We start from the raw sequence: 20,417 nt of genomic DNA on the forward strand, positions 1-20,417 counted from the left end.
GTGCGGAATATGTTACCAAAGACCTAAAGTAAGTCTGAGAATTGATTTAAATTGATCAACATCCGCGCCGGTTTTGAAGCGGAGATCGCATCGGACAGAACGCCGTTCAGGCACCTGACGTGTTAATTTCTTGTGAGTTTGGAGATTGCAATGGTGCACGAGTTTATTGAAGGTGAAGCACGCAAGCGCCCCACCCCGCAGAAGCCCGCGAAACGCCTTCCCTTTCTCTCCAGAGCCCTTTCAGAGCGTAATCTGGCGCCTGCCCGGCATCTTGGCCCTTTGGCCGCCGGCCGGCAGCATGGCGTCACCCACACACCGGAACTGGGCGCCCCACTGGCAGCACAGTCCTCAGGCGTGGGACAGGCGCTTCACCCTTCCATTCCGGCACCTGAAGAGGCGCTTCAGGATGCTCTAGCCGCTGCGAGCGGTATTCAAAGCGGCCTTCGCAGCCGTATCCGTCCTTTCCTGAAGCGCAGCATCGACATTGCCGGCAGCGCTGCGGGCCTCATCCTGCTGAGCCCCCTGCTCGTCGGTCTTGCCATTGGCGTGAAGCTGTCGAGCCCCGGCCCGGTAATCTTCCGTCAGGCACGCTACGGACGGAACAACGAACTGTTCATGGCGCTCAAGTTCCGCTCCATGTATGTGGCCAAGCAGGATGCCACCGGCGTTGTCCAGACCCGGAAAAACGATCCGCGGATCACGCCGATCGGGCGTTTCCTGCGCAAGTCGAACTTCGACGAACTGCCGCAGCTCTGGAACGTGCTGAAGGGTGAGATGTCTCTCGTCGGCCCGCGCCCGCATGTTCCGGGTATGCTCGCCGCCGGCAAGCTTTATGAAGAGTTCGACACCCGCTATCTGTCCCGTCATCAGGTACGCCCCGGCATCACCGGCCTTGCACAGGTCAACGGCTTCCGCGGCGAGACGACCGACCCTTACCATGCGTCCATGCGTCTCGAATATGATCTCGAATATCTGAAGTCCCAGAGCACGCGCGGCGATCTGAAGATCATCGTCATGACCGTGGTCAACGAATTCACGCGCGGCTCGGGCTACTGAGCCCAGGCATTTGCGCCGCACCATCAAAAAGGGCACAGCCTTGGCTGCGCCCTTTTTTGTTATGCAGACAGCGTGATCCCTGTCGTGGCACAGCGACACCGTGCTCTGGGCGGTTTCCGTTTAACAAGATCCTGTCCGCTCAGCCGGGCGGCCCGTAAGGGACCAGCCGAATGCGGCACCGGCTGCAGCCAGCAGGATAACGGCCACGCCAGCCATTTGCAGCGGCCCCAGCCTGATCCCGAAAACCAGAAAATCCGCCACGATGGCAACGGCCGGATAGATGAACGACAGCGATCCGGCAAGGCTGGCTGGCAGTTTCTGAATGGCACCATACAGCAGCACATACATGAACCCGGTATGGATGACGCCCAGCGTGACGATAAGCGCCCAGGCATGAAGGTCCGCCGGCATCTGCCCGAAGTCCGCCAGCGGCGCCAGCATCAGCAGGCCCGTGGCCAGTTGAATGAGTGCAATCAGATGCGGCGGGATGCCCTTGAGCTTCTTGGCAATGATGGCGGCGGCCGCATAAAAGAACGCCGCTCCCAATGCCAGCCCCACCCCCGCCAGATAGCCGCCTGCCCCGGCCCCGGTCACCGCTCCGGGGCGCCCCTGAATGATTGCAAGCATGCCAGCGAAGGCCATGACCATCCAGCCGAGCCGCGATGCCGTCAGCTTCTCCCCGAAAATGACGGCCGCCATGACCGCCAGCATGAAAGGCTGGGTGTTGTAGACAGCTGTGGCAACGGAAATCGAAGCCCGCGGGTAGGCGGCAAACAGCAGGATCCAGTTGATGGCAATGGCAACCCCGCCAAAAGCTGCCAGTCCTGCCTGCGGCAGGCTGATCCGCCTGCGCCGGAACAGTCCCAGGCCCGCGCAAACCGCCAGAAGAACGCCCGCGCCAAAGACGCAGCGCCAGAAGACAATGTTGAGAACCGGCTGACCGGAGAGAACGACGAAGAGGCCGACCGTTCCGGAGATGATCATTGCGGCGGTCATTTCGGCCGTTCCGCGGGCATGAGTGCTTGTCATTGTGGCGCTCCATCCTGAAGGCCCTCATGATAAAGGCAGACAGAAGCGCAAAACATGATCTAGAGTAGGTTATATCTCACCCAAGCCTTATTTACGAAGGCGAAACAGGCCAGACACCTGATAGAGAACCGATGCTTGACGACACTGACCGCCGGATCATTGACATCCTCACCCGGGACGCACGCGTTTCACTGAAGGCACTGGCGCAAGCCGCCGGCCTGTCATCGCCCAGCACATCGGAGCGTTTGCGCCGTCTTGAGGAGCGCGGCATCATCCGCGCCTTCACGGTAGATCTCTCCCACGAGGCGTTGGGCTATACCTTGCAGGCCATCGCCCGCATCCGCCCCCTGCCGGGCAAGCTGCATATCGTGCAGCAGATGATTGCCGATCTGCCTCAGGTGCTTGAATGCGACAAGGTGACGGGTGACGACTGCTACATTGCCCGCATTGCCGTGCGGTCGATTGATGAACTGGACAAGCTGCTGGACCGGATCGCCGACAAGGCTGAGACCAACACCTCGATCGTCAAATCACAGCCCGTCAAGCGCCGGAATCCGCCCCTCGGCTGACGCCACCTCTCGATGAGAACGACACATCGAGAGGTGGTTAAATCCTTGCGGCGCTTGAGCAGTTTCAAGGCATGATGCGTCAGCATCATAAGGCTTGGTATGACGCCCGCGCTTGCGGCAGCCGCGCATCACGCCTTGGCATCAGGCCGCCGCGATACCGTTGAGGAACCGCTCCACTTCACTGCGCAGGTCCGAGGTGCGGGCGGCGAGCTTTTCGCTGGCTTCCAGCACCTGGCCTGAAACTTCGCTCGCCTGTTCCACGGTGGCAGACAGGGCGTTCATGTTGCCGCGCACGGCCTGCGTGCTTTCGGCGGCCTTCTGGACGTTGCCGGAGATTTCGCCCGTTGCCGCCCCCTGCTGCGTCACGGCTCCTGCAATGGCCGTGGTGTAGCTGTTGACGTCCGACATGGTGCGGGCAATTCCCGCGATGGCATCGACGGCAGCCCGGGTGGAATCCTGAATGGCGGAAATCTGTCCTGAGATTTCCTCGGTTGCCTTGGACGTCTGCGTCGCCAGTTCCTTCACCTCGGAGGCAACCACCGCAAAGCCGCGGCCGGCTTCACCGGCACGGGCCGCTTCGATGGTGGCGTTCAGGGCCAGAAGGTTGGTCTGCTCGGCAATGGCGCGGATCAGGGTCACGACCTCGCCAATGCGGTCGGCCGCTTCCGACAGGCTTTCGACCTTGCGGTTGGTGTCGTCCACGGAGGCGGCTGCCATTTCAACAACCTGGCTGGTGCGCTGAACCTGGGAGCCGATCTCGCCGATGGAGGCGGCCAGTTCCTCGGCAGCGCCTGCAACGCTTTCGACACTGTGGGCCGCAACGCCGCTGACATCCAGCGTATCGCCGGCCTGGCGCGCGCTTTCGCCTGCGATCCCGGCCAGCGCCTGCGCAGTGCCTTCCATGCCGGACGCGGTTTCACCCACAGCCGCCAGCGTTTCCTGCACCCGGTCCCGGAAGCTGGCAATCAGGGCCGTCATCCGTTCCTGCCGCTCCACCTGAGCGCGGGCCTCTTCTTCATTGGCTGCTTCAAGCCGCTGACGCTCGAGAATATTGTCACGGAAGACGCGGATGGTGCGCATCATGCCGCCGAATTCATCCCGGCGCGCCTCCTGCGACAGGTCAATGTCCGTGCGCCCTTCCGCCAGCCGCTCCATCTGCACGCCAATGGCGCGCAGCGGCCGGGTGATGAGCATGGCCAGCAGGACCGCAAGGCCGATGCCTGCGGCAATGGCAAGCGCGACCGCACCACCAATGGTGCCCAGAGCGCCGTTGGCGGCGGAAAACGCAGCCTGGGACTGGGCGCTGGCGAGCTGGCTGATCTGCTGGCGCACATCTGCCGACAAGGCATCCAGCGCCGTGGCCGTTTCGGCCAGTTGCTGCAGGGCGCTGGTCAGGCTGGCAAATTCGGCGGCATAGACATCCACCTCGGCCGTAATCGCTTCCACGGCGGGCTTGATTTCGGGAAAGGCACCTGCGTCCGCGGCCAGCGTGTTGGCCAGGGTCCGCAGGGATTCCATCCGGTTCAGCACCGGATCGGGCTTGAACGGCCCATCTGCGGCCAGCGTTTCCATCGTGGCCGAGCGCAGCTCCAGCACGGCGCGGGTCAGCTTGTCCACGTTGCTCTTGACCAGATCCACGATCCCTGCCCGGCTCTGGGCAGAGGCTGCCGACTTGCGGGCGTCATCCTGAACTGCGTAAAGGCTCTGCTGCAGGCCGGAGGCCTGCTTGCGCACGCCCTCCAGTTCACCCGCCAGCACAGCCACCGCCGCGCGGCGGCCCCAGGGGTTGTCCATGGCACCCAGCGGCTGCAGACGGGTGGCAAAGGCCGTCAGGCCTTCGGTCAGTGCAGTCAGGCTGGCAGGCTCAATGCCGCTGCCCTTGACCTTGGCAATCGCCCCGGCAGCATCCGTGAGATGTCCACTCAGGGAGACGGCCTCGCCGATCAGAGTGAGATTTCCGTCGCGCCCTGCCCGCAGCAGCGTGATCTCGACCATCAGCAGGTTTTCCAGCATGCCGGACAAGGGCCGCACCACGCGGTCGGCCCGGTCACGTGTGCCGCCAGCCTTCTTGCTTTCGTCAATGGCGGCGCGCTGCGCCTGCTGCATCTGGTCACTGATGGAGGTCACCAGTGTGTCGAGCTTGCCTGCAGAAGCCGTCAGCCGCTCAAGCTGAGCCTGACGGGCAGCGATGGTGCCGACCACTTCGGTGAAATTCGCCTGCAACTCCGCGACAGCGCCCGACGCCGCCTGAGTCGCGGCGCGGGCCTGGCCGTCAGTAAGACGGGACTGGAGCTGGGTGAGCTGGCCCGCCAGTGCCGAAAGCCTGTCTTCTGCCGTTTGTGCAGCTTCCGCGGCAGGCGCTGCCAGATAGGCCTGACTGGCTGCCGACGCCTCCTGAAGCGCGGCAATCGACTCCGTTGCCAGACCGCTGACCGCCTGCTTGTCCTTGAGGTCCAGCACGGCCAGCGTGCCTGCCCCGCCCGCTAGACCCGTCAGGAGGATCATGGCGGCGAAACCGCCCGCCAGCTTGGTGGAAACTTTCAGATGGGAAAAAACCCCGCGCAGCCCCGGCATACTCAACTCCCGTTACCCTTGCAGGAATTACGGGGTATCGGAATAAAAATTCAGTAAATTCCTCCAGGTTAAATAAATCAGGCCTTATGCGCAGCAGAGGGCACAGCTTAAAAACCGCACTCTTCAGCGGATTGACTCTGCTCCGAGCCCGGGGCTGCGCAGCCTCGACTCAAGAGAAGGCGCTTGCCCGAAATAAATAACGCAACAGGATTCTGACGGCGGAAGGTTAGGAAGGCCTACCGCCTGCCATTTCCTGACCTCCCGCAAGGGAAGCTTACTGACCTGCGGCAGCGCCCAGTTCCGCCTTGATCGAGAAGGGCGTGCCATCCATCGACAGCACGATGTCATCGACCACCGGCTTGCCGTTCTCGACGATGACCTTGAACAGCGTCTCGTTATAGGCCTGATATTCGGCCTCCTGACCGAAGCAGGTCACGGCCTGAAAACGGGCCTTCACATCTGTCACGGCACCCTGCGGCGGAGCGGCGGTGATCGTGACATTCTTCAGCGGACAGCCATCCTGACCGTTGACGATCACATCATAATCAAAGGGCGAGCCGCTCTCGCGGGCATATTCGCCCTGCATCGCCTTCTCGTAGCGGGCAGCAAAATCGGAGCTGAACAGCACCTTCAGCCGGCTGGCGTCAAAGATGTCCTGATACTCAGCCCCGCTCTCGGACCAATTCGCTTCCGTCATCCTCATGATCTCGCGCACCGGCGCGGTGGCATCGGCGGCAAGAACGGCTCCCGGCAGGACAAGCCCAATTGCGAACACGGCTGTCTTCAGCATTTCCGGCACTCACCCCATCTGGCGCACCCGGCCTCGCCGGGACTGCAGCATGTTTTAAAGCGGCAGAATCCCTGCCATGCCGCTTTCTCTCTCAGGCGATCATGTCAGCCTTGCGGCAAAGCGCAAGCCGGGAATGGACAGGCATTGATACTGATCCGGCAGGAGCTGATCGGGTGGATCCAGACAGGAGCGGAGACTCCTCTTGCCTGTCTTGAAGGAACGGAGTATAGGAACAAAAAGAGAACGAACCAGAGTCACTGCCATGGACGGACAGATGGATATCAGCATCACCCGCTTCGAAGTGGAAGACGTTGCGCGCTATCTGCGGGCAACGCTCAATCAGGCCAGCCGCATCCGCAGCAACGCCCCGGCCGGAAGCTACCTCGACACAGTGCTCGCCCGCACCATTGAGGGGTTGGAGCTGGAACTGGCACAACTGAAATTTTTACTGGCGGACCCGGAGTTTCCGGTTCCATCAGCACAGCCTTCCTCGACCCCCATGACACGGATGCGCCGTGCGCAATAAACTGTGGCAGCCCCGTCTTACGCTGAGGAATACTGGACTATATATTCAATAGCCGACTATCGAATTTATATTTATTCCTGAAGGGTTACACTTTTTTCACCGCACACACGCAGAATTCCGGCACTTGTTCAAGATGTCTGGAGCATTCCATGTCGCTGAAGGGCCGCATCTTCATTTCGGCGAGTGCCGTATTCATCATCGGGTTTGTCGTGGTCATCGCGGTGATCTCGGCAATGATGCAATCGTCTGCCCGCAGGTCAGGCGAAGAGCAGGTTGAACAGGCAACGCTGTCGCTTGCCACACAGGTCAGCAAGACCGTGGCCGAAGCTCAGCTGGCCGCACGCTCTGCCGCAGATGCGATGGAAGGCCTGCTCCATGCCGGGATCACGGACCGCAATGCCTATGGCGCGGTCATGCAGCAGATCATTGCCCGCAACCCGCAGTTTGTCGGCGGCGGCGCCATCCTGGAACCCGATCTCGCCGGCCTTGATGCGGACAACAAGGGAACCGGCTTCTCTGACGGAAACGGCCGTTTCATTCCCTATTTCTATCATGCGGACGGCAAGGTGGCGATGGAGCCGCTGATCTTCGGCGGCGACAGCGGATCGGAGGACTGGTACGACAAGCCCCGCCAGCTGCGGCAGGACACGGTGACCGAGCCCTATCTCTACCCGGTCAACAACGTTGATGTGCTCATGGCCACCGCGTCTTCTCCCATCATCGATGTCAGGGGCAGCGGCGCAGGCGGCGCCACCATCGATGTGTCTCTGGAAGGACTGCAGAAGCAGGTCGCCTCCTTCGATCCCTACAAGACAGGCTACGTCGGCCTGATCAGCGAGGGCGGCGTCTGGGTTTCCCATCCCGACAGCAGCCTGCTGGGCAAGACGGCGGACCAGAGCCTGATCGCCCGCCTTTCGCAGGCTCAGGACGGCATCAGCATGAAGGAGACGGATGGCGTCTATGAAGCAATCCGCGCCATTCCGCTGGTCAACACCAGCCAGAAGTGGTTCGTCATCCTCACCGTTGAGGAAAGCGAGCTGCTGGCAGCCGCCATCACCACCCGCAACACCGCCATCATCCTGGCTCTGGTCATTCTGGCGGCGGGCACGGCATTGATGTGGCTGCTGGGCGGCAATATCTCCCGCCCCATTTCCCAGCTCACCCAGCGCATGCGTGCCCTTGCGGCCGGGGATGTGGACAGCCCCGTTGCACACCGGGAGCGGAAGGACGAGATCGGCATGATGGCCGGTGCTCTCGGCGTCTTCGTGGAAAATGCGATCGAACGGGTGAAGCTCCAGGGCGAAAGCGAGGCAGCGCAGCAGGCGCGCCTTGCCCGGCAGGAGCATGTCGAGGCGCTGATCCAGGACTTTGAGGCAGAGGTCCGCCAGGCCATTTCCGAGGTATCGGCCAACTCGGGCCGGATGGAACAAACGGCAGGTGCACTGACCTCGATTGCCCAGGCGACCTCCAGCAAGGTTTCCACCGTGGCTGCCTCCTCTGAAACGGCCCAGATCAGCGTGCAGACGGTTGCCTCTGCGGCGGAGGAGCTGTCCGCTTCCATCGGCGAAATCAGCCGCCAGGTGGAGCAGACCAAGGGCGTGGTGGAAGCTGCGGCCCGCGCTGCAGCCCTCTCCAACGAGCGGGTCGGGAGCCTTGACACCGCGGCCCAGAAGATCGGCGAAGTGGTGCAGCTCATTCAGGCCATTGCCGAGCAGACCAATCTTCTGGCCCTCAACGCCACCATCGAGGCGGCCCGTGCGGGCGAAGCCGGACGGGGCTTTGCAGTTGTGGCGGCGGAGGTGAAGGAACTCGCCAACCAGACCGCGAAAGCGACCGAGGAAATCTCGTCGCAGATCAGCGGCATCCAGTCCTCCACCCGCGAGGCGGTTGGCTCGATCCAGGAAATTGCCGAGACCATGGGTGAGGTGAACCAGTTCACCACCACCATCGCCGATGCCATTTCCCAGCAGGGAGAGGCAACGCGTGAAATCACGGTCAACGTTCAGCGCGCCGCAGATTGCACCAGCGACATGAGCGGCAGCGTCGGCAATGTGATGCAGTCGGCCCAGGAGACCAGCGGTTCGGCCAGCGATGTTCTGCAGGCCTCGCAGGATGTGACCCGTCAGGCGGCAAAGCTGGAAGAGACAATCGCGAGCTTCCTGCAGCGCGTGCGCGCCGCCTGACAGGCAACAACTATCGTCATAAGGAACCGAAGGGGCGCTGCGGCGCCCCTTTTCATGTCAGGGGAGCGAGGTCTGGCGCGTCAGGCCTTTAGAATGCTCTCAGGCTGCCGCTTCCGCATCGCCCGGGGCTGTCTGCCAGCCCAGATCCGTCAGCGTGACAATGCGGTTGCCGCGCATGTCGGTGGCGCAGAGCAGGAAGCCCCGCTCCTCCATATGGGCCAGCAGCCAGCGGGCACGGCCCGGCGAGCGGGTGCCATAGGCCTTGGCGATTTCCGCATTCGGCGGGCACGGCGCCTTGGCGAGCGCCGCTTTGGCCAGCAGCAGATAGACCCCGCGCATGTCCTCCGGCAGCTCGGCGGCAATCAGTGCCGCCCGCTCCCAGTCATTGGTGTCCACCTCACCGCTGTCGACGCCGGCACGGGCCACCGACAGCTTCTCGCGGAAGACGGAGAGATCCGGCACGCCGCCGGGCACCTTGGCGATACGGCAGCGGACCTGAAAGTCCTGATAAAGCGCTGCCACCGGCTGGAAGGCCGCCTCGGGCTCCGCCAGAATTGCCGTCATGATTTCGTCGATTGCCGCATCCCGCTCGGCCGTGTCCACCGGCGGTTCGTCCGGCTGAGGTGCGGGCTGGTTGCGGGCGCTTTCCATGCGGCCCGCAGCCGACAGCTGCGTCAGGATTTCCGCCGTCGAAACTGGCTCCGGCGCACGCGGACGGATGCGCAAGGCCTCATCCGGCATGGGCGTGAAGATCAGATCCTTGGCGTCTTCCGCCGGCTTGTCCGGCAGCGGCGTCAGCTTCGGTCCGCCGCCGCGGCCGGAGGTCTCCACCGGCCCGATGCGCACCGGCACCGGACGGCGCGACATGGCTGGTCCCAGGGCAATGAAATGGCCGCGGTCGAGATTGCGGAAAGCTTCCGCCTGCCGCCGCTCCATACCGAGAAGATCGGCCGCGCGGGCCATGTCGATGTCCAGGAAGGTGCGGCCCATCAGGAAGTTGGAAGCCTCCGCCGCCACGTTCTTGGCAAGCTTGGCGAGGCGCTGCGTCGCAATGATGCCGGCCAGCCCGCGCTTGCGGCCGCGGCACATGAGGTTCGTCATCGCGGTCAGCGAGCGGCGGCGCGCCTCTTCACTCACTTCACCGGCAGCCGCAGGGGCAAAAAGCTGCGCCTCGTCCACCACCACCAGCATCGGATACCACTGGTCACGGTCCGCATCGAACAAGCCGTCAAGGAACGTTGCAGCCGCCTTCATCTGCCGGTCGGCGTCCAGACCTTCCAGATTGAGCACGACGGAAACCCGGTGCGCACGCACGCGGGCAGCGATCATCTGCAGGTCGCGCTCGGTTCCGGCAGCATCCACCACCACATGGCCGAATTTCTCGGCAAGGCTGACGAAGTCGCCCTCCGGATCGATGATCGCCTGCTGCACCCAGCTGGCGGACTGTTCGAGAAGACGGCGCAGAAGATGCGATTTGCCAGAGCCGGAGTTGCCCTGCACCAGCAGGCGCGTTGCGAGCAGTTCTTCCAGATCCATCAGCGCCTTTGCGCCGCCTGACATTTCGCCGATATCGATGCTGACCGTCATTCCCCGTCCCGTGCCGCTGAAATCCGGTTAGGTCTAAAGACCTCGGGCATGGCATTGCCGCCGCCTGAGACTTGCCGGTCAAACCCGGTCGTCCGGCGGTACTCCCTCAAGGTGGGCAAGGTCAATGCTCTGCGCCGCAAACATAGCGATTTTCAGGCAGGGGTGAAGCCGATTCCCCCGCTCTTCTGCGATCCCCTTGTGGACGAGCGGCGGCAAGGCCCTGCCCTGCCGCTGCTTCTGCGTTCAATTCCTCTGCGCGATATAGGCGCGCCAGCCGCCGAGGCTGGTGATCTCCTGCGCTCCGGCCACGGCATGGCTCTCGCACAGGAAGCCGGAGACGGCGCTGCCGTCATCAAGCGTCACCTTGCCGATGCCGAGCGGTGCCGGGATCTTCTGGACGAACCGGCCGAAAGCCTCCGGCGTCACCTTCCACACTTCCACCTCAAGCCCGCTTCCTGCAAAGCCCGGCTCGCGGATGAGGCCCGGCTTCGGCGGCGTGGTGCCCGGCAGCACGAAGAGGCGGTAGTCGCCCGCCGTGCGGCAGGTTTTCACCAGCTTGCCGCCCGGCCCGGTCAGTTCGTGATTGAGCGGCATGCCGGTCAGATGCGCGCCAACCACCACAACCGGGACCAGCCCGTCGTCGGGCTCCGGCACGCGGCTGGCCTGAGGCAGCTCTGCCGTCTTGTCCTTGCCCATGCCGCAGGCCGCTGCCCGGTGCAGGGCATCGGCGAAGGGAGCGAGCGCATCATCGCTGAAGGCAGGACCGAACAGGGTCACCCCGCCCGGCAGGCCATCCGGGCCGAACCCGGCCGGCACGGCAATGGCGGCATAGCCGAAGAGATTGGCAAAGTTGGTGTAACGGCCAAAGTGGCTGTTTCTGGTGACAGGATCAGCCAGCATCTCCTCGACCGTATAGATCGTGGGCGAGGTCGGCAGCATCAGCACATCCACCTTCGCCCACTCGGCTAGCGTCTTCTGGCGCAGGTGGCCCAGCCTGTACTGGCCCTCGAAAGCGGCAAGCGCATCATAGGCCCTCGCCCCTTCGATGATGGCGCGCACCGTGGGGTCGAAGTCAGCGGCATTCGTGGCGATGAAATCCTTCACCGCCGCCAGACGCTCCGCCACCCAGGGGCCGTTGTAAAGCAGCTCCGCCGCCTGCCGGAACGGCGCATAGTCGAAAGGCACGATAACGGCCCCCAGCCTCCACGCCCGCTCGATGGCCCTATCATAAAGCGCCTCGACGCTGGCATTGCCGAAGAATTCCCGCTCTGGACCTGCCAGCACGCCGACACGCAGCCCGGAGACGGGCAGGCTCACAGGCTCTGCCTTGCGGGAATAGGGATCGCCCGCGTCAAAGCCATCCATCACCTTGCGGATGGCAACGCCATCGCCCACAGTCGCGGCGAACACCGTCACCACATCAACGCTGCGGCAGGCGGGCACGACGCCAGTGTTGGGCACCAGTCCCGGCGTCGGCTTGATGCCGGCGAGATTGTTGAAGGCCGCAGGCACGCGGCCAGATCCTGCCGTATCCGTACCCAGCGCAAAACTGACAAGCCCCGCCGCCGTGGCAACCGCCGAACCGGAGGAAGAGCCGCCGGAGACATAGTCCTTGTTGAAGACGCAGCGCGGTGCACCGTGCGGAGAGCGGGTGCCGTTGAGCCCGGTGGCAAACTGGTCAAGATTGGTCTTGCCCACCACCAGAGCCCCGGCAGCCTTCAGCCGCGCCACCACCGCCGCATCCGTCTCCGGCTGATAGGCATAGGCCGGGCAGCCTGCGGTCGTCGGCAGGCCCGCCACATCGATATTGTCCTTCACCGCGAAGGGAATTCCCCAGAGCGGCAGGCTGTTGGGCTCCGGCGCCCGCGCCATCAGCGCCATGGCGGCGGCCCGAAGATCCTCGTCCTTCGCACGCGTGATGAAGACCGCCGGGTCATCACAGGCATTGCATCGGGCAATCACCTCTTCCACCAGAGCAAGCTGCGTCAGGCCATTCTGGTAGGCCGCCCGCAGGGAGGCAAGGTCAAGCATCACCGGGATCATAGTGCATCCTCCAGTACCACCAGCACGTCACCGGCCCGGATGCTGCGGCCGGGGGCGGCACGCAGCTCGCTGACCCGTCCGGCCACATGGGCGGTGACCGTGATTTCCATCTTCATTGACTCGATGATGGCGAGCGTTTCGCCAGCTTCCACTTTCTGGCCGGCCTCCACCAGCACTTTCCAGACATTGCCGGGCACGGCGCTTTCAACGCCCGTGCAGCCTTGCGGAATGTCACCGCCAAGGCCCGGCCCGCCCCCCTCGTCCGCCACGAAACTGTCCAGCCCCGCGTCCTTCCAGCGCTGGCGCTCTGCCTCGAAGGCAGCCTGCTGACCCTGCTTGAAGGCGGAGATACTGGCCGCATTGGCCGCAAGGCCAGCCTCATACTCTGCCTGCGAGAAGATGCCCTCCTCGATCCTCAGCGGATAACCGCCATGGGGAAAGGCGGCCCGCGCTTCGGTCAGTTCCTGATGCGAGACGGGGAAGAAGCGGATCTGGTCGAAGAAATCGAGCAGCCACGGCTTGTCCTTGCCGAACACATCCGTCTGCCGCCATGTGTTCCACATCTGGATGGTGCGCCCGAACAGCTGATAGCCCCCAGGCCCTTCCATGCCATAGATGCACATATAAGCCCCGCCGATGCCCACCGCGTTCTCCGGCGTCCAGGTGCGGGCCGGATTGTACTTGGTCGTCACCAGCCGGTGGCGCGGGTCGACAGGCGTTGCCACAGGTGCGCCGAGATAAACATCCCCCAGCCCCATCACCAGATAGGCTGCGTCGAAGATGGTGTCCTTCACCGCCTGCTCATCTGCAAGGCCGTTGATGCGGCGGATGAACTCGATGTTGGAGGGGCACCAGGGCGCATTGGGGCGCACCAGTTCCTGATACTTGCGCATCGCCAGTTCCGCGTCCGGATCGTTCCAGGACAGCGGCAGCCAGACGGTGCGGCTTGGCACCTTCACCTGCGAGGCTGGCGGCAGGGTCTGCTCGATCTCCGACAGAAGCCCCAGCAGGCGGCGGCGGGTCAGGCTCGTGCCGTCATAATGGATCTGCAGCGAGCGGATGCCCGGCGTCAGGTCGATCAATCCGGGCAGCTTCGCCGCTTTCACCGCTTCCATCAGCAGGTGGACACGCATGCGGATGCCGATGTCGAGCTGCATCGCGCCATATTCGATCAGCAGGTTGTCATCGCCCTGACGGCGGTAGACAACGGGAACGGTCCCGGCCATGCCCGTTGCCAGAACAGGCGACCCCGCCTCCTCACCCAGCTTGCGGACAGCAGGCCCCGCCAGCGGATCGCCCTCGCGCCCGGCCGCATGGAAACGGATCCGGTCGCCGGGCTTGAACTGCCCCATCTTCCACTGCTCATCCCGGGCGATCACCGCCGGGCAGACGAAGCCACCGAGGCTGGGGCCATCCGGCCCCAGGATGATCGGCATGTCGCCGGTGAAATCGATGGCCCCGATGGCATAGGCATTGTCATGCAGGTTGGAAGGGTGCAGCCCCGCCTCCCCGCCATCAGCCCGTGCCCACTTCGGTGCAGGGCCAATCAGCCGCACGCCCGTGCGGGCCGAGTTGTAATGCACCTCGTAACTGGCCGAAAACAGCGTCTCGATGTCTTCCTCAAGGAAGAAATCCGGCGCGCCATGCGGGCCATAGAGCACGCCCACATGCCACTCCCGCGTCAGCTCCGCAGGTGCACCGGCAGGTTTGACCGGAGCCTGCTCCGCCCGCGCCAGCCGCAGCACATGGCCAGCCCGCAGGGTGCCGGTGGCATTGCCGCCGAACTGTCCGAGGCCAAAGGTGGCGCGTGAGCCCAGCACCACCGGCGCATCAAGCCCGCCTGCAACAGCAAGATAAGTCCGCTGTCCGGCCCCCTTGATGGCTCCGATGGAGAGCGTCTGGCCTGCCAGCACCTCGAAGGCCTCGTTGTGCGGCACCGGCGTGCCGTCCAGCGAAGCAGGCATCAGGGCTCCGGCCAGCGCCACACGCACATCCGAGAAGAACCGCAGCACCGGGCCGGCAACGGTCAGTTCCAGCGCTGCCGTCTCATCCGCATTGCCCACCAGCCGGTTGGCATGGCGGAAGGAGCGTTCGTCCATCGGTCCCGAGGGGGGCACCCCCACATGCCACAGGCCAAGACGGCCCGGCAGCTCCTGCAGGCTAGACTGAGCCCCCGGCGCGATCACCTCGATCACATCCGGCACAAAGGCAAAATCCCTGAGCGCCGTCGTCGCCACCTGACCGCTGCGGAACAGGTCCGAGGCGGCAATCGCCTTCAGATAGCCGAGATTGGTCTCGATCCCGCACAGGGATGTCTGTGACAGTGCTGTAGAAAGGGCTTCAATGGCCGAGGCCCTGTCCTTGCCGCTGACGATGATCTTGGCCAGCATCGGATCATAGAAGGCAGTCACCTCCGTGCCCGTCTCCACCCAGCCATCCACGCGCACGTCTTCAGGAAAGCGCACCTCCGTCAGAAGGCCCGCGCTGGGGCGGAAGCCCGCGTGAGGCATTTCCGCATAGACGCGCGCCTCGATGGCCGCCCCCCTGGGTGTCAGTTGCCCGGCACCGGCCAGCACATCCTCTCCCGCTGCCTGACGGATCATCCACTCCACCAGATCGACGCCGAAGACGGCTTCCGTCACCGGATGTTCCACCTGCAGGCGGGTGTTCACCTCAAGGAAGTAGAACTCTTCCCGCGCCGGATCGTAGATGAATTCCACGGTACCGGCCGAGGCGTAGTTCACCTGACGGCCCAGCGCCACGGCTGCCGCATGCAGCTTCTGCCGTACCGCGGCGGAAAGACCCGGCGCCGGAGTTTCCTCGATCACCTTCTGGTTCCGCCGCTGCAGCGAGCAGTCCCGCTCGCCCAGCGCCACCACGTTGCCATTGCCGTCTCCAAAGATCTGCACCTCCACGTGGCGGGCTCTGGCAACGAAGCGCTCCAGATAGACACGGGCATCGCCGAAGCTGGCCTGTGCCGTCCGCTGCACCGTCTCGAAGGCGGCACCCAGCGCTTCGGGCGTCTCGCACAGCTGCATGCCGATGCCCCCGCCCCCGGCGGTGGACTTCAGCATCACCGGATAGCCGATGGCCTCCGCCGCTGCGAGAGCTTCAGTCCCGCTGGCAATGAGGCCGGAGCCCGGCAGCAGCGGCACGCCGCTGGCCTTCGCCAGCTCCCGCGCCGTATGCTTGAGGCCGAAGGCCGCGATATTGTCCGGCGAGGGGCCGATGAAGGTGATCCCCTCCGCCGTCAGCCTTTCGGCAAAGCCGATGTTCTCCGACAGGAAGCCATAGCCCGGGTGGACAGCCTCTGCCCCCGTCTCACGGCAGGCGGCGATGACGGCCTCCACCTTGAGATAGCTTTCAGCCGCCGGGGCGGGCCCCAGCCGCACAGCCTCATCGGCCATCAGCACCGCTTTGGAAAACCGGTCGGCATCGGAATAGACCGCAACGCTTGCGATCCCCATCTTGCGCAGCGTCTTGATGACGCGCACGGCAATTTCGCCGCGGTTGGCGATCAGAACCTTCTGGAACATCACGCCGCCCCGTCATCCCAGACCAGCACCCGGATGGGTGTCGGGTCAAAGCCATTGCAGGGATTGTTGATCTGCGGGCAGTTGGAGATGACGAGCAGCACGTCCATCTCCGCCTTCATCTCCACGTAGTCGCCGGGCGAGGAAATGCCATCCACGATGGTCATCTTGCCGGACGGCTCGATCGGCACGTTCATGAAGAAGTTGATATTCGGCACCACATCCCGCTTGCTCATGCCGTGCTTCGATACCTCGATGACGAAATTGTCGCGGCAGGCGTGGAGATATTTCGTGTAGGCGCCAAAGCGCACCGTGTTGCTCTCGCAGGAGCAGGCCCCGGCGGAGGTGTCATGGCGGCCGCAGCTGTCCGCCGTTACCGTCAGCATCACCCGGCCTTCGCTGGACATGATCTTCGTGCCGGTGGAGACATAGGCCGCCCCCTGCTCGCGCATGGTGTCCTGGCTGGAATAGCGCTCGGAGAAGTCATGGGCGTTGTAGAACAGCGTGTCGACGGCCTGCTGGCCATAGCTGTCCTCAATGCGCAGCACCTGCCCCTTGCGGACAAAGGTGGAGAACGGCGCTTCGGCAGGAATGTAATGGTCCTGCACTGCTGTTTCAGGCGTGCGGGCGGGAGATGTCTGAATGAATGCGGTCATCGGTCTGTCTCCCCTCACAGTGTTGCCAGCGCATTGTTTTCAAAGCCACGCACGGCTTCGGCGGTTGCCGTGCGGCACAGGTCGTCCGCAGCGGGCAAACTGGCCGCAATGCGGGTGATGGTGACGGGGTTGGGCGCATAGACCGGGCTCGGGTCGAGCGGATGCGGGCAGTTGGAAAAGGCGACGGTCATGTCCATCTCGGCGCGCAGCTCCACGTAGTCGCCAGCCGAGACCATATCCGCCACCCAGCTGAACCGGCCTTCTGCATCAACGCGCACTGGGGCAAACAGGGCAAGGGCAGCGGGAATGTCGCGCTTGTCCAACCCGGCCTTGGTAGCGGCCAGCACGAAGTTGTCGCGGGTGTTGCGCAAGGAAGCTCCGTTTGCGCCGGCATATTTGCGGGCATTGGACGCCGCAGTGGACCCGCCCATCAGGCAGTCATGGGTACCGCAGCTGTCCCCGGTGATGGAGAACATCACCTTGCCCATGTCGGAGAAGATCACTCGGCCCATGGCAAGGGCGGTGGTCCACTGAACCTTCACCGTATCGGGCAGGTTCAGCCGCTCGCTCGGATCCGCTGCGCTCCAGGCGACCAGAGACACGGTGGACAGGCCCTCATCCAGCGCAACACGCAGGGTTTCTCCGGTCTTGACGCGGGTTGTCCAGTACCAGCCGCCGGGAATGACCTCCCGGTGGATGATCCTGTCTGCGGCGATGGCAGGCGCGGGCTTCACGCTCTTGCCCGGCAGGGCCTTGGGAGCGAACTCAAGACCCTTCTTCTGATGTTCCTCATAGCGCGCCCTGTTGGCGGCGATCTCTTCGGGAGAACGGCGGATGTGCACGGTTGCAGCTCCTGTGGATGGATGGCCGGGCCGTCCCGGCTATTGCCCGTCCAGAAAGACCGGGCCGTCCCGGTCAGGGCGAAAGAGTGAGGGCTGTCCCGCCTTGCGGGGCGGCCAGATGCCGATATCGCGGGCGATGGTGGCCCCGTAGCGCAGCTTCTCCTCGGGCCGGTCGCGCGGGCGCTCGAAGGCGACAACGCGGGTGGCGAGGGTAAAGGCCTCCCGCATGTCATGGGTGACCATGACCACGGTCATCGGCGCCTCGTGCCAGAGCTTCTTCATCAACGTATGGATCTCGGCGCGAATGCCGGGATCGAGCGCGCCAAAGGGCTCGTCCAGCAGCAGCACCTTGGGCCGCATGATCAGCGCCTGCGCCAGGGCAAGCCGCTGCTGCATGCCGCCGGAAAGCTGGGCCGGATACTTGGCCTCGGCACCGGCAAGGCCAACCGCCGCAATCATCGCCCGCGCCTCATCTGCACAGGTGCGGCGGGCCGCACCGAACAGCCTCCCGGCAATGCGCGAGGCTTGCAGTTCCTTGCCCAGCATCACATTGCCCAGCACCGTCAGATGCGGAAACACCGAATAGCGCTGAAAGACAACACCCCGGTCCGGGCCCGGCTCCTTCGGCAGTGGCATCCCGTCGAGCAGGATTTCGCCCCTTGTGGGCACCTCCTGCCCAAGCAGCATGCGCAGGAAGGTGGATTTGCCGCAGCCGGAAGGGCCGACCAGCGCAACGAAGGCACGGGACTCGATCTCGATGGAGACATTCTCCAGCACGATCTGGTCGCCATATTCCTTCCAGAGGTGCCTGACGGACAGCGCGCTCATTTGCCCTTCTCCAGTTCAGACCAGGGAAAGACGGCGATGCGCAGCCGGTCCAGCAGGATGTCCGTCACGACAGCCAGCAGGGTGATCCACACCACATAGGGAAAGATCACATCCATGGAGAGATAGCGGCGTACCAGAAAGATGCGGTACCCGAGGCCAGCATCCGCCGAGATGGCCTCCGCCGCGATCAGGAACAGCCAGGCAGGCCCAAGCTGCAGCCGAAGGCAGGTGATCAGGCGGGGCAGCACCTGCGGCAGCACCACACGCAAGGCAATCAGCCAGGAGGAGGCGGAGAGAGTTTCCGCCTTGACGATCATCTCGCGCGGCAATTCGATGGCCTTGAGCGCCAGGTCCCGGATCATGACGGGAGCAACGCCGATGACGATCAATGCAATCTTGGAAGCTTCCCCCAGCCCCATGACGATGAACAGCACCGGCAGCAGCGCCAGCGGCGGCACCATGGAAAAGGCTCCGACGAAGGGCGAAAGCAGCGTCCGCGCATAGGGCAGGCTGCCGATGACAAGACCGGTCAGCAGCGCGATGACGGTGGCAATCCCGAGACCCGCAAACAGCCGTTTCAGGCTTGCCAGGGTATCGGACCAGAGGAGATAGTCCCCCGTCCGCACATCGGGCTCAAGCGCCATGCGGCTGATGGCATCACCAAGTGCAGCAAGGCCCGGCAAGAGCTTGTCATTGGGGTTTTCCGCCAGCCTTGCTGTCGAGCCCAGCATGTAGGCCGCCAGCAGCAGCACGAAGGGCAGCATCACCAGCGTCAGGCTGGCGCCTTTTCCCGGGCGTGAATTGATCCAGCGCATAGGTACCTCTCGGGACAGCGGGAGAGGGAATGGAGGCTCTCCCCCATTCCCGGACCGGGCAGGAGATCAGAGGTCGCCCTTGGCGGCTGCTTCCATGAAGGTGCCGGTGAAGCGGAACTTGATGTTCTCCTTGTCGCCCAGCACGCTGCCGTCCGGCATCTCGATACCGATCACGTCCGCAGAGGCGGCACCGCTGCCCAAGAGCCCCTTTTCGAAAAGGAAGTTGCGCACCAGGTCCATGGTCTTGGGCAGGCTTTCCGAGAGGGTGAAGGCCAGGGCCTCATCCGGCTTGCCGAAGAGCATCGTCGCCGCCATCTGCGCCTCAAAGCCGGCCAGATCCGTGCCTGACGCCGCGCCCATCGCCTCGCGCGCAGCCTTGCCCTCGGGGCTATCGGCCAGCATGATGCCCATGGTCTCGTACCAGATACCGGCCAGTGCCTTGCCGAACTCCGGATTGTCCTTCAGCACTTCGGTTTTGGCCACCATGAGGTCAATGATCTCACCGGGAATCTGTGAGCTGTCGAAGACCTTGCGGGCCGAGGGATCTTCCATGATCGAGGATACGAGAGGGTTCCAGGTCACCACCGCCGTCACGTCCGGTGTCTGGAAGGCGGCCACCATGTCCGCATCGGAGGTATTCACCACCTTCACGTCACGCTCGGACGACCCGATGGTCTCCAGTGCCCGGGCTAGCAGGTAATGCGAGACGGAGAATTCGACCAGATTGACGTTCTGGCCCTTGATGTCCTCCAGACTGTCCTTGTCCTTGAGGATCACCGCATCATTGCCGTTGGAGAAGTCGCCGGTGATCACTGCTGTCGTATCAACGCCGCCGGCGGCCGGGATGGACAGGCCATCCATATTCGTCAGCGTCACCGCGTCATAAGCACCGGCGGTATACTGGTTCATGGACTCCACATAATCGTTGAACTGGGTGACCTCGATGGTGATGCCGTATTTGTCAGCCCACTTCTTCACGATCCCCTGATCAGCCGCATAGCCCCAGGGCATCCAGCCCACATAGATGGACCAGGCAACCTTGAAGTCCTTCTTGGGAGCAGCATGGGCGGCAAATGGAGCGCCCGCCACGAGGGCTGCAACCGCAATGGACGCCAGGAATTTGGAAATGGTCTGCATTGGTGTTCCCCTTCTTGCATCTTTAGAAAGGGATCGGCATGGACCTTCGCGCCGCCAATCCCTTGGCTTACGAGGTCTCCCGGGCTTTTATCCCGCCGTGCACCCGGCGGACTGTCTCCCCGCCGGTAGCAGCTCTCGGACCAGCCACGTCATGAGACGCCGGAACCCTAGCCGCTAAACTCTGCGTGATGTTTTGCAAGTGCCGTGCCAAGCGCAATGACTACCGGAACGGCAGGAAACCGGCATTTC

15 protein-coding genes and 1 riboswitch are annotated in these 20,417 nt (G+C 63.7%); of the genes, 4 read left to right on the top strand and 11 right to left on the bottom strand.

All coding sequences use genetic code 11. The features are described from left to right. Positions 1 to 150 precede the first annotated feature (150 nt). Positions 151 to 1,056: a sugar transferase gene (locus ACVNHC_RS00455; RefSeq protein WP_457166152.1), complete on the top strand. Its 906-nt coding sequence runs from the start codon at positions 151 to 153 to the stop codon at positions 1,054 to 1,056. A 120-nt stretch (positions 1,057 to 1,176) separates the two neighbouring features. Here ACVNHC_RS00455 and ACVNHC_RS00460 read toward each other — a convergent pair whose 3' ends face one another. Continuing rightward, positions 1,177 to 2,085 carry a DMT family transporter gene (locus tag ACVNHC_RS00460; RefSeq protein ID WP_457166153.1) on the bottom strand — a complete coding sequence of 303 codons (909 nt, stop codon included), beginning with the start codon at positions 2,083 to 2,085 and terminating at the stop codon, positions 1,177 to 1,179. Positions 2,086 to 2,216: 131 nt separating this feature from the next. Here ACVNHC_RS00460 and ACVNHC_RS00465 point away from each other — a divergent pair, with 131 nt between their 5' ends. Beyond that, on the top strand, positions 2,217 to 2,654 hold the full coding sequence (locus tag ACVNHC_RS00465; RefSeq protein WP_457166154.1) for an Lrp/AsnC family transcriptional regulator: 438 nt from the start codon (positions 2,217 to 2,219) through the stop codon (positions 2,652 to 2,654). Between the two features lie 141 nt (positions 2,655 to 2,795). Here ACVNHC_RS00465 and ACVNHC_RS00470 read toward each other — a convergent pair whose 3' ends face one another. Then, complete coding sequence (locus ACVNHC_RS00470; RefSeq protein WP_119396610.1) at positions 2,796 to 5,228, bottom strand: methyl-accepting chemotaxis protein; 2,433 nt, start codon at positions 5,226 to 5,228, stop codon at positions 2,796 to 2,798. Between the two features lie 274 nt (positions 5,229 to 5,502). Next, positions 5,503 to 6,018 carry a hypothetical protein gene (locus ACVNHC_RS00475; RefSeq protein ID WP_050471020.1) on the bottom strand — a complete coding sequence of 172 codons (516 nt, stop codon included), beginning with the start codon at positions 6,016 to 6,018 and terminating at the stop codon, positions 5,503 to 5,505. 274 nt (positions 6,019 to 6,292) lie between these two features. Between ACVNHC_RS00475 and ACVNHC_RS00480 the strand changes: the two genes are divergently transcribed. Both ACVNHC_RS00480 and ACVNHC_RS00485 read left to right on the top strand, forming a co-directional pair. Beyond that, positions 6,293 to 6,544, top strand: coding sequence for a hypothetical protein (locus ACVNHC_RS00480; protein WP_457166155.1), 252 nt, complete (start codon positions 6,293 to 6,295; stop codon positions 6,542 to 6,544). A gap of 149 nt (positions 6,545 to 6,693) precedes the next feature. Continuing rightward, entirely contained in the window at positions 6,694 to 8,727 is a 2,034-nt protein-coding gene (locus tag ACVNHC_RS00485; RefSeq protein ID WP_457166156.1) for a methyl-accepting chemotaxis protein, read from the top strand. A gap of 99 nt (positions 8,728 to 8,826) precedes the next feature. Here the strand turns inward: ACVNHC_RS00485 and ACVNHC_RS00490 are convergent, their stop codons facing one another. From ACVNHC_RS00490 to ACVNHC_RS00525, 8 genes are all read right to left on the bottom strand, one after another. Next, complete coding sequence (locus tag ACVNHC_RS00490; protein ID WP_050471017.1) at positions 8,827 to 10,314, bottom strand: ATP-binding protein; 1,488 nt, start codon at positions 10,312 to 10,314, stop codon at positions 8,827 to 8,829. A gap of 243 nt (positions 10,315 to 10,557) precedes the next feature. Then, complete coding sequence (gene atzF / locus ACVNHC_RS00495; RefSeq protein ID WP_457166157.1) at positions 10,558 to 12,357, bottom strand: allophanate hydrolase; 1,800 nt, start codon at positions 12,355 to 12,357, stop codon at positions 10,558 to 10,560. Next, positions 12,354 to 15,893, bottom strand: a complete 3,540-nt coding sequence (gene uca, locus ACVNHC_RS00500) for an urea carboxylase (RefSeq protein WP_457166158.1) — start codon at positions 15,891 to 15,893, stop codon at positions 12,354 to 12,356. The genes atzF and uca overlap by 4 nt, the downstream gene beginning before the upstream one ends. Further along, on the bottom strand, positions 15,893 to 16,546 hold the full coding sequence (locus ACVNHC_RS00505; protein WP_050471014.1) for an urea amidolyase associated protein UAAP2: 654 nt from the start codon (positions 16,544 to 16,546) through the stop codon (positions 15,893 to 15,895). Before ACVNHC_RS00505 ends, uca begins: the two co-directional genes overlap by 1 nt. A 14-nt stretch (positions 16,547 to 16,560) precedes the next feature. Beyond that, complete coding sequence (locus ACVNHC_RS00510; protein WP_457166159.1) at positions 16,561 to 17,388, bottom strand: urea amidolyase associated protein UAAP1; 828 nt, start codon at positions 17,386 to 17,388, stop codon at positions 16,561 to 16,563. Between the two features lie 39 nt (positions 17,389 to 17,427). Then, on the bottom strand, positions 17,428 to 18,216 hold the full coding sequence (locus ACVNHC_RS00515; protein WP_457166160.1) for an ABC transporter ATP-binding protein: 789 nt from the start codon (positions 18,214 to 18,216) through the stop codon (positions 17,428 to 17,430). Then, a complete protein-coding gene (locus ACVNHC_RS00520) occupies positions 18,213 to 19,031 on the bottom strand; it encodes an ABC transporter permease (protein ID WP_457166161.1) in 819 nt (272 codons plus the stop codon). Before ACVNHC_RS00520 ends, ACVNHC_RS00515 begins: the two co-directional genes overlap by 4 nt. A gap of 66 nt (positions 19,032 to 19,097) precedes the next feature. Continuing rightward, complete coding sequence (locus ACVNHC_RS00525; protein WP_058900443.1) at positions 19,098 to 20,168, bottom strand: putative urea ABC transporter substrate-binding protein; 1,071 nt, start codon at positions 20,166 to 20,168, stop codon at positions 19,098 to 19,100. A 74-nt stretch (positions 20,169 to 20,242) separates the two neighbouring features. Beyond that, positions 20,243 to 20,350, bottom strand: a riboswitch (guanidine-I (ykkC/yxkD leader). Between the last annotated feature and the right edge of the window lie 67 nt (positions 20,351 to 20,417).

Source organism: Pannonibacter sp. Q-1 (assembly GCF_054073275.1).